This is a genomic window from Gilliamella intestini (assembly GCF_900094935.1).
GTDB lineage: Bacteria > Pseudomonadota > Gammaproteobacteria > Enterobacterales > Orbaceae > Gilliamella > Gilliamella intestini.
The window spans coordinates 1-11,337 of sequence record NZ_FMBA01000060.1 but is presented as its reverse complement, the minus strand read 5'-3'; the positions used below and the strand labels follow the sequence as shown (position 1 = coordinate 11,337).

The window sequence follows — 11,337 nt, the reverse complement described above, 5'->3', positions numbered from 1 at the left end:
GCCATATTGACAACGGCTTGTTCTATATGTGGCTCTACCCGATTTTTTTCGATAGGCTTTTTACGACTGATTTCTTGAAGCGCAAGCTCACCCCCTTGCTCATACAGTTTTTTAAAGCGATAATAGCTATCTCGACTGTATCCCATGACTTTGCAAGCTTGTTGAACGTTACCGAGTTGCTTAGCTAATTCTAGTAGTCCTAATTTAGGTTTAATGATTTTGGCGGTTTGATTCATTTCTGACTCTCCTTTTTGTGTTATAAAATAACTTAAATGTCAGATTAAGTAAAGATTATTACACATTATCAACAGCGACGACGATCACAATTTCGTATTCTATCAAACGCAGAAAACGCTATACGATATTGCCGATTTTGTGATGTTAGAAGACGCTGTTGAGTATTGTTGGTTGAATTTTGCCCTTTAAGCGTTCAGAGTTATAAACCCAAAAACCATTACTTGAAATTAACGACACGATCAGAACAAAGATAGTTATTGCTATTTTTTTATTCATGATTACGCTCTATCAAATAACTCTTTTTCAGCTTGGCGACGTTGAGTCAAACCAAGGTTCGGTTTTTTAACGCCATTTACCCTGATTTTGTTCCACACCAAAAATTGATTAGATGCCCCTGAATAATCCCCTGCATTTAATTTTCTTAATAATGTTGAACCAGTAAATGCAGTAATGCCAATATTAAAAATCAACAAAATTAGAGCATCAAATTGATTTTGATTGATCGGTACCTTAACTAATTTATTCACTGCATTTTCAAACTGAACTAAATCACCCGTTAGGAAAATTTCAGCTTGCCCGATTGTTATTTTATCGCCCTCTTTTACTCCCGTAGTATGACCCCAACCGATAGTCCAAACACCCGCTGAGCATTGGTATGCTATTAACCGTAATCCCTCAAACGACTTTAATTTAGATTTTCCATTAATGCTTATTTTCATTCTTCCTCCTAAAATTAAATATCCTTGGCCATGTTGCATTTTTAAATGCGCCAACAACATTACCGTTGTGTGCCAATAAAACAGCCAGAATAAAACTTCTACCTAATATTTCCGTAAGATCAATTATTTTAGGTTGACCTATAAATACAAGGATTGGATCTGAAATCATTGCAAGCATTAATGAATAAGCCAACAGAGACGGAAAGAATCTAAACTTTGACTTACCTCGTCTATAACAAAACAGCACACCTGCAGATGATAAGCTCAACAAAACCACGCCCCATTTAAGAAGTGGTTGCACAGAGTTCATATCGAAGTTAAATAAACTAGCTAATAGATACATTAATCATCCCTCCTAGTATTGGAGAGCCATTTTATAATTGAACTAAAAATAGATTTTTCGACATCTTTATTCTCTAAAAAATGCACCAGCACTTTTACAATAAATGCGGAGGACAACAACGCACCTAATGACTGATCAACAGTTAACTGAACAAATGGGACCAATGCAGCTATAATTTTCCCAACTGCATTAGATGTCGTGATACCAAGAAAAAATGACAAAATAAAATACAACCACCGCCGACTCAAACTAATATTATGACTAGATGTCATATATAGTGTTGCACCGGCAAATGAACTAATTATTACTGGATATGCGTCAGATCCAGACACAACACCAATAGCGCACATTACCGCTAAAAATGCTGATGTAGTGGCTGGCTCTTGCATGTTTTTACCCTTTTAACTTAAATAGTTGTTTTCTTTAATTTCTGAAACTGTTTTCAAAAACGTTTCTTCTTCAAACTCAACCCCAAGCCCAAAGCGACCTAATTTTTTAGCTGCTTTTAATGTCGAACCTGAGCCCATAAAAAAATCAGCGACCAAATCGCCATCTTTAGAACTTGCACTTATTATCTGCTCTAACATTATTGATGGTTTTTCACAAGGATGCTTACCTCGATAATAAGCGACTGGCTTATGCGTCCAAACATCTGTATATGGTACATGCTTTGTCACATTAAATGGGCGCCGTAAGTGTTCGTATTCTTTTTTTAAATCATCATACTGCTTAAATAGAAATTCATAATCATGGCTTAATACAGAATATTCACTTGTTAAAACGTTACTATTTTCATGCAACTGACCTTTTTGTATTTTTTCTTTTGCTATTTGATTAAATAATTCTTGCAGGGCTTTATACTGTTTTTCATTCGGTAACTGCCATTGGCTTCGACTGAACCAGTGCGAACACATTTGTGAATTAGTTGCTCTGTTAATATCCGCAGCAGAAACCCCAAGTTCATCACGCGCATTCCTAAAATACTCAATTAGTGGAGCAAATATAGTCTGTCGCAAACTCTCACACTTTGACGCGTAGCCAACTTGCCCTTTGAATTTACCTTCTGCATTATAATGCTCAGCAAAAATAATACGCTCACTAGATGTACAATATGCTCGTAATGATTCTTTATGTTGCCGTAACCATGTTCCATTAGGCTTTGCCCAAACAATGTGATTTAAAACATTAAACCGTTGTTTGATTAATATTTCAGTTTCAGCGCACAAGTGGGGACCACAGAACACATATAAAGAACCTGCGGGTTTTAACACTCGCCAAAATTCAGCAAAGATATCATCTAGCCAAGTTAAATAATCATCTGAAGTTCTCCACTGATTATCCCATTTATTTGTTTTAACTTTGTAGTACGGAGGGTCAGTTAAAATAAGATCTATATGATTATCGGGCAATGATTTAAGCACATTCAGACAATCATCATGAATCAATGTTAAGTTATCTATTTGAATTTGATCGCTTTTTTTACTGGTCATTTTTACAGTAGTCCTGTAGAATATGTCCCGCTGATCAGCTGGGGCTTGGTTGATACTCATGACCAGACGCGTGGGTATTGATGACTGCTACATGCAGCAACATGTATCAGTCCCCCATCACATAAAGAAAGGTGGCGAGTTGCAGCGATATAAACACGTGGAGCTATGTGGAGTAATAGCGTTTATATCTCTCGCCATAATTTTTGGGCAATAAAAAACCCCAACTGAGTAAGCCGGGGTTTAATTTGGATGCGAAAACCGCAATATAGGCGTATTATATGTCGCTACACAGCGACAGTCAATCACATAAAATTTATTTTTTATATAATAAGGATAATTTTTTTGAATTATAAGAGATAAGAAACATGTCAAGAAAACTTCGATTTATTAAACCATCACTATATCCAAGTGAAAAAGTGCAAACACTCACGTTAGAACGAATAAAATATAACTATGAGAACGGAATTACAACTAATTTAATCCCCGATACAAATATTCTTATAGCCATGGAAGAATGTGCTGATAAGAAAGTAAATAATGACCAAGATAGAATTAGAATTTTGAAAGATAATGATTTAATAGAGTTATTTAACTTATTGGGATTAAACTCATACTCAAATATTGCATGGTGTCCTTTTTTTTCTTTATCTGAAATGCCCGGTAAATATGCAAATTATAGCTATAAAAAACTAAAATTATTCGATAAAAAATTTAAATTCGAATGTGCTTATGAAGAAGATAATATCAATGATGATACATTTGATAAGCAACAAACCAGAAAAACGATAGATAATTTCACTTCAGGGCAAAAATTAATATCTTCTTTTTCCTACTGTTCATTGTTATTAATTCAAATTATTGAAAAGAATCTAAACAACTCAACTTTTGATGACAAAATTAATCTCTATATTCGTATTGTTATAGATGAACTTGATTTAGTGTCTATGAAAGAATTCTTTATTGCTTGTATTGTTTTCTACTCATCATCTGCAAGACAAAACAATGGTCCTTATAAAGAATTAATTAAAGATATTAAAAAGAATTTTTATTCTGGAAAAAAATCGAAGTCATTTAGTAAGTTATCACCTTTAGAAATAATGAAGTCCATAGCATCAAATGGCTCTTTTGATTTAGCACTTATAAATATATGTAACATTGGTGATTTTAATGGAATTGATGGCGAAAAATTAGATAATTGGATTGTTTCTTTCGATAATAAATTATTTAATCTTGTAAGGCATTTTCCTCATTTCAAAAATGGAAAAGGTGAAAGTTCACATGTATACTATAATAATCTACTAGAAATTATGCCGGAACATAAAGATAGACTTTTGTCTATTATGTCATTATTAGAAAATAGAAAAAATAAAACCCTGAAACTTGAAAAACTTCAAAATGAACCCTTAAATATATACATGAAAGAAATTGAGTTAACTATTGAAAAATTTCATAAAATGGCAATGTATGGCATCTAAAAAAGCCCTTTCGGGGCTTGTTTTATTGAAAGTATGGTAATACACGTTGCCAAGACAAATCATTTTTATTTATCTGGGTACTTTTCATTTTACTTTGTACTATTTTTTTGCAAAGTTGAGTTAAGTTACGGTATTCTCTACTCATCGTATAGTATAGTGAGGCTTTTTCAGATTTTAACACTCTAAGTGCTGGCTCTATTTCTTCAATTTCTCTACGCATATGCTCTGCTGCTTTATAGAGCCAAGCAAAATCACAAAGCTCATCGCCAGTTAACGCTTCTGGTTTTATTAATAATCCACCTAAAAATTCAATTGCATTATCAAATTGATTTAGAGGTAAATCTTGATAACGAGGTATTTTGAATTGCTCATAGAGCTTAGTGTAAATTGCTTGATAATGCTCACCTGTTCTATATGATCGTTCGTTTACTGCTTGTTTGATTTGCTGTTGCTGTTCGAGTGAGATTGTATGAGGGTATTGTTGAGCTACTTTGGGCATAAAGTGATTATAAAGTACATCGAAACATTCTAATTGATATTGTTCAAGTGTTGCCCTAATTTCTGGTTTTACTCGACTAGTTTCAATACCAAAAAGCCAACCGTTGATCATTGAAATTGGTAGGCAAACGTACTCTTGTAAACCTTGTTTTGAAGGTGTGGTCATCATGACCATACCTGAGCTTAATACTTGATGTCGCTTGATTCTTTTAAGCTGAGCAGCCCAATCTAACCCGATATTTTCACACACAGGCTTCATTGCAATATAAGGTTTATTTTTGTAATTAAGAACGATTAATTGTTGATTGTGAAACTGGATTGTTTCTAATTTTGTGTTTGACATATTTACATCCTCGTTGATTTTATTATTCCCCATGTTGATTGAGGGTGGTCGGGTGCTTCAACACTGCAACGAGACAGCCTGCATTATTTCCTTTCGGTATTGTATTATGCACGCCACCCGACCATAAAATCTGGACGTAAAAAAACCGCTAATCTGTCGGGTGCGGAAGTCCGCTCGTTGTTTTGGTGTGTTGAGCACCAACAAGCAATATACAACCCGACAAAATTATTGTCAAATTATAAAATTACATCACTTATTACATCATGAATTTTAGCGAACACATAAATTTCAGCCATCTTTAATTTGTCACAAACAAAATCTTTACTTTTATGTGTATTTTTGGCTAATTGACGACAAGACTGTTGATTGATATAAATTGATTTAAGAATAGAATAAGAAATAGTATCTATTTTTGATAAGCACAAAATAGCTTTATCAACTATTTCAGCTTCATCTTCACTTAGTAATGGTCGAGAATCAAAGCCATTATTATTGTTAAGTATTGATGGGGATTTATAAGGGTATTCTAAACCCGTTCTCATACTACGTCTAACATTAGCCCATGCGACAAGGACTTGTTTAATATCTCTCTTCATATACTCTCCGTAAAATTATAGAGAGGACTTTCACAAAAACAGTCTGCACTCTGTTTATTGCTCAAACTCCACAATAATGTCATTTTACCATCTAGATATATAGACGTAAAGAAGTCCAAAATTATTTATCAATAAAATTTAAAAAATTATTGTTACGTGATTACTTTCATCCCAAAAACACGATCCAAAAATTGAATTAACAATAATATTTGTGAACCGTGCTTTTGTTCCCACTCTTCGGCATTCTTATGCAACTCGTTGTGATGAATTCTGCAGAGTGGCAATGTAAAGATATCATGCGCCTTTCCTCCCATCTTGCCTTGTCCATAACCGATTATATGGTGAGGATCATCAGCTTGTTTACCACAGCATACACACGGTTGAGTTTTTACCCATTTGGTATATTTTTCACATTCCCAACGTTTTAATTTTGGCCTTAACATGAATGATTCCGGTGATTCAGGATCCACTGCTATTTTCTTAACTGGTTTAAATAATGCTTGTAGTTGTTGGTGTGTGTTATTTATTTCATTTTGTAATCTAGGTTTTGAGCGATCATCACTAGCGACCAACTCTGATTCTTTATAAACAGATTTTATCTCTTCAATTGGTCTATTATGCAGTAATCTTGCCATATTCTCAGGTATGAGTTCATGCAGTTGATTGATTACAGCCCACCACGCTAATTCTTGAATTGATAATTGATGGTTACTATCGTGTTTTAACTGGTTTATAACACATTCTATTAGAAATTGTTTTAAGTTGCGCTGTGCTAGCGTTTTCACCTTATCATCAATAACTAAATCTTTATTGTGATGCCAGCACACACGAATAGCCGAATGACCAACTTTTTCATTCACTAATTCATGATGACAATACTCACCATCTTCTAACTGACATTTATATCGTTGATTTAACCAATAATCAAAGTCATATAGATTTTTTAGTTTATCAATTACTTTGTCATGTAATATAAATGAATCGATATATTTATTATTTAATAATGGTTGTTCATCTTGAATAATGCCCGATTTAATACCTGCGTGTTCCTCACCGCTTTGAGAAATAATAATACGATTACCTGTGCACAGTTTTTTTAGTAACTCTGCACCAGGTTTAAGAATGACTAGTCCAAGTTCTGGTTGGTAATATGGAGTAAGTATTGCTTTCATTATGCCACTTTAGCGTTTTGCATTAGCTTTAGTAATTCTTTAAATCTACTATCATAAAAATGAGGCTGCGTTTCTCTAGGGTTATTCGGTGGAGTAAGATTTTTACCATATAACAATCCATACGCAGTAATTGACCAAAACTCTTTTTCTTACCTGTTTTAACACTCTTGCGTTTATTGCGCTCAACAATGCCTAAATCTTTCAATATCGCATAAGCCACTGTCGTTTTTAATGGAACTTCATATTTTTGTAATAAATGCGTTAATGAAAAAGATACACGGCTAGAACCATCGACTGAGTCACTTGGTGCATCTATTGCATAATTAGGTAATAGACAGGGTATACCTGAATATTTTTGTAATTCTTGGTACCCTTTTAATTTGGCTGAATTAGATAAATTTAAAGTTCTAGATGCAGATTCTAAAATCATCAATCCGATATTAACTTTATCCACTTCTGATGATTTTCTAGCTACAACAGAATCAAATGTACGAATAACCTTTAGATTAAATGTGGGGCTAATCCACATTGCATAGGCATAAACAAGCTCTTTACAAGCGTATGTCCCTCGCTCAATACCACCATGCACCACTTCCAAAGCAGGAATTCCTGCTTTGACAAATTCTTCAGTTATTTCTTGTATTAATTCTTGGGCTTGTTTATTTTCAAGCCACAAAGATGGGCGGTTTTTATTTAGTTGTCCTGATGCTCGATGAAGATCATTTAAGCAATACAACCCCTGCTTATTTTGACGAATAATAACATTTTCAATAGCAATTAATTGATTCATTTTTTTAATACTCCACTTTCTTGTTTTTCACATAAACCAGTCTGCAACTCTGACTCATCTGATAAATTACATAACGTAACAATTACCCCAAATTAAACCATGACAATGGGTATATTTATTACAACCATTTTTAGGTTTATCGTTTATATCAATACCATGATGACACTTTCTTTTGTTATCATTAGTATTCTCATAATAATCACATGTAGCACATGCTTTTTTATCTGGATTATAAAAACATTTAGATTCATGTAATTTCATACCTTGTTTAGTTCGCAATGCTTTCTTACAACCACTGTACCCACATGCGTATGCTTTAATTTCGTACATTTACTTCCCCTTGTTTTATATTAATAAAATTAATACCAAGTGGAAAATAGAATAGGAGATCACCGATTAACGGAAATATTGATGTGGCATTACCTGCCACCATAGAAGATTGGCTATACATTTTAATACTCCACTTGTTTTCAATACACGCTTAACATCTGCATTGTTAAGCACCTTTTCGCAATATGTCAGTCTGCACTCTGACACTGTTAATATATACATTATATAAAATTATAAAGAAAATAAAAGATGTAAGATGGTATGTTTACTGTTTTTATTGGCTGATAAACTTGAAGAGATAACAAAGAGGAATGATGACTCCGAACAAATAAAGTTAAATTTTTATCGTTCGGAGGCGTTATACGTATAGTTAGGAAATTACAAAATCAACATTTACGTTACACGCATCAAAATATTTAAAAATTGTCGCCATGTTTGCCTTGTCTGGATGCTTTTCTAATTTGTTTAAATTCGATGGTGCGACGTTCATTTTTCTAGCTAGCTCTGATTGTGTTAAGTTTGCATGTTCTCTGGCCTCAATTAATGCCTCACGCAATTTCCAAGCCCTGTCTGCATCTTCGTACGCTTTTTTGGCCTCTGGAGAATTGAGCATTTCTTTTTTTAATTCTTCCCATGTTGTGTTATGTTTAGTCATTTTCAATCATCTCCTTTAATCTTTCACGCGCTATTTTGAGTGCTGCGCTTGGTGTTTTTTCTGTTTTTTTCACAAATGCATGTAGTAAAAATATTACGCTTCCTTTTTGATATGCGTAGATAGTTCTCGCTATATTGTTTCGCTCTATGCATCTTAGCTCAAATAAACCATTCCCCAAGGCTTTGCTGTCGGGCATTCTTAATTGCCCCCTGACTTCCAACTTGTCAATCAGATTAGCCATTTTACCTTTTAGCTCATCTGATAGCTCTAGCAGCTCTTCTTTTGCTTGATTATGAATAATTATATTAAACACTTAAATACTCCGCCAGTTATTTAAGTTAATAATACCATTTTACATTATAAAGTAAAGTTATTTTTTTAAGTAAAATTATATTAAAATATAAAAATAAAGTTGGACTCTGTTTTTGATGAGAGTTACATTATCGTTATTGAAACAGATAACAAGTTTAAAAAAGGATAAAACATGAATAAATTTAATGAGATAAAACTAGAAGAAAAAGTTGAAAAATTACAAAAATTACAACGCGAATTGTACGCAGAATATAAAGAATTAATTGATGACAATGTTTTTATGAAAATGAATACTCGGCTCGAAATTTTGCAAACAATGCAACAAATACTAAAAATTGGGAAAACAACAGATAACTTAAAAAATAGTTTTTATATTGAAAAATTTGATAATTAAGAGGCAACTAAAGCATGAAAAAATTTATTAAATTATTAAATGATATTAGCAAATCTCACAATATAGCAATTAACGCAACGCTGTCGAAATCGACAGCAAATAAAAAAATTTGTTACGCTCATGTTGAGCGTTCTTCTAGTGAACTAGATCGTTATAATTCTTTTTTACGCGATATTGAATTATTAACTGCAAAAACGGGCGTAATGTTAACCGGCTCAATCAATATGATAGATTTAAATTGTTTAGCTGATTTTGATAGTTACAAAATCAACGGAAATCAAATAATAGCATCAGCAAAAGGTTTTAGTTTACGATATATTAAGCAGATTAGAATACATAAATTTAAATATGATAAATAATTGATTTTGTGAATTTGAAAAAATAAAAACCCAGTAAATCGGGTTTTTATTTATTTTTTATGCAGCTTTTTCACAAATGCTTATTAAAACCATTCCTTTATTATCGTTAAGCCAGTCAGATTCAATTCTTTTTATTTGACTATCATCAACCCAAACCCCTGCTGTTGTAAGTGAATCGAACAAAGCTTTAAAATAATTATCCATATCACGCCTAATATTATTAGGCGGATAAAATTCAACTTTGACAGCAACATTATCTGTAATTGGTTTAGGCTTCTTTTTTAACTGCTCATATACTGCAGCAATAACTTCACTTTTATATCTGCGACCTTTAGCACTTAATAACGTTCTTCCATTTAAATTACGCCAATACGTGTTCATTGATGGAGGGAATGGCAAAACCAAAGTTATCATTCACTATTTACCCATTTATGTTTTGTTGTGTTGATGCTTTTAATACCCAGCCTTGAAATGCTGATTCCATATTTTTTCTTAAATATCCGCCCTTTCGGTCCTTTCTTAAATGAATATCTGGGCACCCATTTTTGCGCATAGCATATTCAAATGATATTCGCTCATTGCTTATATTTATCATCGTTTAGCCTCCATTCTATTCACCAGAAATCTAGTTGCGTTATTAATTTGATCTATAGGGAGATTATCGATAATCATTTTATTAATACTTTGTTTAACCTTTGTTTGATCTTCAATGGTTAAATTTTTAGAAAATTCTACCGAATCAAAAATTTCATTAACTTGTTTTGGCCATACAGTACTCACCTTAGGATCTGGGATTGTGTCTTTGATTTTTTCGTAAGTATCAAAGATATCATTGCGGTTAACACAAGAAATTCGACACTCACCAAAAGAGCGAGGATTGAATACCGCAAATAATGAACCACGATTATTACCGTGAATTTTTTGTTTATTGTCGGCTCTAACAAATGAAATACGACCATTAACAATAAAATAAATTTCACTAGCTAATTTTCGTAATTCGTTAAACCATTCAACAGATGTATCAACGGGTAACAACATCACGGTACCAACACCATGATCCGCAGCTTCACGTGCTTTTTTAACCCATGGCAATATACGAGAGTAAGGTGGATTGCAAAACGCATAACCACTTTTTAGATGTGACCAACCATTGAGTAATGAATCGTATGACTCAGTTAAATAATTCAGATGCAAATGATTGTGATCACTAGCAGCCACGTCACACACAAAACTAAACCGAGCATTTAAATATTCATATAATTCTATCGGTGTTTGCCATAGATCTTTGATGTCAGAATCGGTTTTGCTTTTTGAATGTTTATAATCAACTTTAGGTGTAATAGTCTTTACTTAATCTGACGTTTAAGTTATTTTATAACACAAAAGGAGAGTCAGAAATGAATCAAACCGCCAAAATTATTAAACCAAAATTAGGACTACTAGAATTAGCTAAGCAACTTGGTAACGTTCAACAAGCTTGCAAAGTCATGGGATACAGTCGAGATAGCTATTATCGCTTTAAAAAATTGTATGAGCAAGGGGGTGAGCTTGCGCTTCAAGAAATCAGTCGTAAAAAGCCTATCGAAAAAAATCGGGTAGAGCCACATATAGAACAAGCCGTTGT

19 protein-coding genes and 1 pseudogene are annotated in these 11,337 nt (G+C 33.1%); 4 read left to right on the top strand and 16 right to left on the bottom strand.

Annotated features, from left to right (window positions below; translation table 11 throughout):
- From GA0061080_RS10985 to GA0061080_RS10965, 5 genes are all read right to left on the bottom strand, one after another.
- Positions 1-236 (bottom strand): helix-turn-helix domain-containing protein (locus GA0061080_RS10985; protein ID WP_141683147.1); only part of this gene is annotated, 236 nt, incomplete at its 3' end.
- 279 nt (positions 237-515) lie between these two features.
- Positions 516-956 carry a lysozyme gene (locus GA0061080_RS10980; RefSeq protein WP_091125553.1) on the bottom strand — a complete coding sequence of 147 codons (441 nt, stop codon included), beginning with the start codon at positions 954-956 and terminating at the stop codon, positions 516-518.
- Positions 940-1,299 (bottom strand): phage holin family protein, encoded by a 360-nt coding sequence (locus tag GA0061080_RS10975; protein ID WP_091125536.1) that lies wholly within the window; start codon positions 1,297-1,299, stop codon positions 940-942. Before GA0061080_RS10975 ends, GA0061080_RS10980 begins: the two co-directional genes overlap by 17 nt.
- A complete protein-coding gene (locus GA0061080_RS10970) occupies positions 1,299-1,688 on the bottom strand; it encodes a putative holin (protein WP_091125533.1) in 390 nt (129 codons plus the stop codon). Before GA0061080_RS10970 ends, GA0061080_RS10975 begins: the two co-directional genes overlap by 1 nt.
- Positions 1,689-1,700: 12 nt before the next feature.
- On the bottom strand, positions 1,701-2,789 hold the full coding sequence (locus GA0061080_RS10965; RefSeq protein WP_091125530.1) for a DNA-methyltransferase: 1,089 nt from the start codon (positions 2,787-2,789) through the stop codon (positions 1,701-1,703).
- A 365-nt stretch (positions 2,790-3,154) separates the two neighbouring features.
- Here GA0061080_RS10965 and GA0061080_RS10960 point away from each other — a divergent pair, with 365 nt between their 5' ends.
- Positions 3,155-4,264 (top strand): hypothetical protein, encoded by a 1,110-nt coding sequence (locus GA0061080_RS10960; RefSeq protein WP_091125527.1) that lies wholly within the window; start codon positions 3,155-3,157, stop codon positions 4,262-4,264.
- A 22-nt stretch (positions 4,265-4,286) separates the two neighbouring features.
- Here the strand turns inward: GA0061080_RS10960 and GA0061080_RS10955 are convergent, their stop codons facing one another.
- The 8 genes and pseudogenes from GA0061080_RS10955 to GA0061080_RS10925 form a co-directional block, all read right to left on the bottom strand.
- The gene (locus GA0061080_RS10955) at positions 4,287-5,105 is read right to left on the bottom strand and encodes a phage antirepressor N-terminal domain-containing protein (protein ID WP_167349231.1); all 819 of its coding nucleotides are present in this window, start codon (positions 5,103-5,105) and stop codon (positions 4,287-4,289) included.
- Between the two features lie 236 nt (positions 5,106-5,341).
- The gene (locus GA0061080_RS10950; RefSeq protein ID WP_091125522.1) at positions 5,342-5,701 is read right to left on the bottom strand and encodes an antiterminator Q family protein; all 360 of its coding nucleotides are present in this window, start codon (positions 5,699-5,701) and stop codon (positions 5,342-5,344) included.
- Positions 5,702-5,853: 152 nt separating this feature from the next.
- Positions 5,854-6,873, bottom strand: coding sequence for a DUF968 domain-containing protein (locus tag GA0061080_RS10945; RefSeq protein WP_091125518.1), 1,020 nt, complete (start codon positions 6,871-6,873; stop codon positions 5,854-5,856).
- Positions 6,873-7,663: pseudogene (locus tag GA0061080_RS10940) on the bottom strand (KilA-N domain-containing protein). The gene GA0061080_RS10945 and the pseudogene GA0061080_RS10940 overlap by 1 nt, the downstream one beginning before the upstream one ends.
- A 66-nt stretch (positions 7,664-7,729) precedes the next feature.
- A complete protein-coding gene (locus tag GA0061080_RS10935) occupies positions 7,730-7,993 on the bottom strand; it encodes a hypothetical protein (RefSeq protein ID WP_091125515.1) in 264 nt (87 codons plus the stop codon).
- Positions 7,980-8,114 carry a hypothetical protein gene (locus GA0061080_RS13020; RefSeq protein WP_280642413.1) on the bottom strand — a complete coding sequence of 45 codons (135 nt, stop codon included), beginning with the start codon at positions 8,112-8,114 and terminating at the stop codon, positions 7,980-7,982. Before GA0061080_RS13020 ends, GA0061080_RS10935 begins: the two co-directional genes overlap by 14 nt.
- 249 nt (positions 8,115-8,363) lie before the next feature.
- The gene (locus GA0061080_RS10930) at positions 8,364-8,648 is read right to left on the bottom strand and encodes a helix-turn-helix domain-containing protein (protein ID WP_086320835.1); all 285 of its coding nucleotides are present in this window, start codon (positions 8,646-8,648) and stop codon (positions 8,364-8,366) included.
- Positions 8,641-8,961 (bottom strand): type II toxin-antitoxin system RelE/ParE family toxin, encoded by a 321-nt coding sequence (locus GA0061080_RS10925; protein ID WP_091125511.1) that lies wholly within the window; start codon positions 8,959-8,961, stop codon positions 8,641-8,643. The genes GA0061080_RS10930 and GA0061080_RS10925 overlap by 8 nt, the downstream gene beginning before the upstream one ends.
- Positions 8,962-9,132: 171 nt before the next feature.
- On the opposite strand from GA0061080_RS10925, the gene GA0061080_RS10920 reads away from it, so the two are divergent.
- Both GA0061080_RS10920 and GA0061080_RS10915 read left to right on the top strand, forming a co-directional pair.
- Complete coding sequence (locus tag GA0061080_RS10920) at positions 9,133-9,354, top strand: hypothetical protein (RefSeq protein WP_065611347.1); 222 nt, start codon at positions 9,133-9,135, stop codon at positions 9,352-9,354.
- Positions 9,355-9,368: 14 nt separating this feature from the next.
- A complete protein-coding gene (locus tag GA0061080_RS10915) occupies positions 9,369-9,713 on the top strand; it encodes a hypothetical protein (protein ID WP_091125508.1) in 345 nt (114 codons plus the stop codon).
- A 57-nt stretch (positions 9,714-9,770) separates the two neighbouring features.
- Here the strand turns inward: GA0061080_RS10915 and GA0061080_RS10910 are convergent, their stop codons facing one another.
- From GA0061080_RS10910 to GA0061080_RS10905, 3 genes are read right to left on the bottom strand one after another with little or no spacing between them, the layout of a single operon-like run.
- The gene (locus GA0061080_RS10910; RefSeq protein WP_209435823.1) at positions 9,771-10,124 is read right to left on the bottom strand and encodes a RusA family crossover junction endodeoxyribonuclease; all 354 of its coding nucleotides are present in this window, start codon (positions 10,122-10,124) and stop codon (positions 9,771-9,773) included.
- A 10-nt stretch (positions 10,125-10,134) separates the two neighbouring features.
- The gene (locus GA0061080_RS12655; RefSeq protein ID WP_167349230.1) at positions 10,135-10,308 is read right to left on the bottom strand and encodes a hypothetical protein; all 174 of its coding nucleotides are present in this window, start codon (positions 10,306-10,308) and stop codon (positions 10,135-10,137) included.
- Entirely contained in the window at positions 10,305-11,054 is a 750-nt protein-coding gene (locus tag GA0061080_RS10905; protein ID WP_091125499.1) for a phage N-6-adenine-methyltransferase, read from the bottom strand. Before GA0061080_RS10905 ends, GA0061080_RS12655 begins: the two co-directional genes overlap by 4 nt.
- Before the next feature lie 56 nt (positions 11,055-11,110).
- Here GA0061080_RS10905 and GA0061080_RS10900 point away from each other — a divergent pair.
- Positions 11,111-11,337 (top strand): helix-turn-helix domain-containing protein (locus tag GA0061080_RS10900; RefSeq protein WP_141683146.1); only part of this gene is annotated, 227 nt, incomplete at its 3' end.

Excerpts from the sequence above, each read along its gene's own strand:
- GA0061080_RS10975 (WP_091125536.1), bottom strand. The coding sequence starts at position 1,299 with ATGTATCTATTAGCTAGTTTATTTAACTTCGATATGAACTCTGTGCAA.
- GA0061080_RS10965 (WP_091125530.1), bottom strand. The coding sequence starts at position 2,789 with ATGACCAGTAAAAAAAGCGATCAAATTCAAATAGATAACTTAACATTG.
- GA0061080_RS10935 (WP_091125515.1), bottom strand. The coding sequence starts at position 7,993 with ATGTACGAAATTAAAGCATACGCATGTGGGTACAGTGGTTGTAAGAAA.
- GA0061080_RS10915 (WP_091125508.1), top strand. The coding sequence starts at position 9,369 with ATGAAAAAATTTATTAAATTATTAAATGATATTAGCAAATCTCACAAT.
- GA0061080_RS10970 (WP_091125533.1), bottom strand. The coding sequence starts at position 1,688 with ATGCAAGAGCCAGCCACTACATCAGCATTTTTAGCGGTAATGTGCGCT.
- GA0061080_RS10960 (WP_091125527.1), top strand. The coding sequence starts at position 3,155 with ATGTCAAGAAAACTTCGATTTATTAAACCATCACTATATCCAAGTGAA.
- GA0061080_RS10955 (WP_167349231.1), bottom strand. The coding sequence starts at position 5,105 with ATGTCAAACACAAAATTAGAAACAATCCAGTTTCACAATCAACAATTA.
- GA0061080_RS13020 (WP_280642413.1), bottom strand. The coding sequence starts at position 8,114 with ATGTATAGCCAATCTTCTATGGTGGCAGGTAATGCCACATCAATATTT.
- GA0061080_RS10930 (WP_086320835.1), bottom strand. The coding sequence starts at position 8,648 with ATGACTAAACATAACACAACATGGGAAGAATTAAAAAAAGAAATGCTC.
- GA0061080_RS10950 (WP_091125522.1), bottom strand. The coding sequence starts at position 5,701 with ATGAAGAGAGATATTAAACAAGTCCTTGTCGCATGGGCTAATGTTAGA.
- GA0061080_RS10945 (WP_091125518.1), bottom strand. The coding sequence starts at position 6,873 with ATGAAAGCAATACTTACTCCATATTACCAACCAGAACTTGGACTAGTC.
- GA0061080_RS12655 (WP_167349230.1), bottom strand. The coding sequence starts at position 10,308 with ATGATAAATATAAGCAATGAGCGAATATCATTTGAATATGCTATGCGC.
- GA0061080_RS10920 (WP_065611347.1), top strand. The coding sequence starts at position 9,133 with ATGAATAAATTTAATGAGATAAAACTAGAAGAAAAAGTTGAAAAATTA.
- GA0061080_RS10980 (WP_091125553.1), bottom strand. The coding sequence starts at position 956 with ATGAAAATAAGCATTAATGGAAAATCTAAATTAAAGTCGTTTGAGGGA.